Genomic DNA, 228 nt, shown 5'->3' on the forward strand with positions numbered 1-228 from the left:
CTCCACGGCGGCGACGTTGGCCTGGCCGAAGGCGTTGTCCTGGGCCAGGACGACGACCTTCCTCTCCTTGCCGCTCTTTCCGCTCTTGCCGTCTTCACCCGCCTCGCCGCTCTCCTGGGCCTCGAGGATCCGCTGGGCGGTGGCCACGTCCTGGAAGGTCTGGCGCCCGGAGCGGAAGGTGTACTTGTTCGCGCCGGTGAGGGCGTCGGTGGCGGCGGGGCCGGAGAT

General features: G+C 70.6%; 1 pseudogene. It reads right to left on the reverse strand.

Annotated elements, in window-relative coordinates:
• Nucleotides 1–228 (reverse strand): annotated as a pseudogene (locus ACSNOK_RS36705) (hypothetical protein); the annotation flags it as partial.

The organism is Streptomyces sp. URMC 126 (genome assembly GCF_051386555.1).
GTDB lineage: Bacteria > Actinomycetota > Actinomycetes > Streptomycetales > Streptomycetaceae > Streptomyces.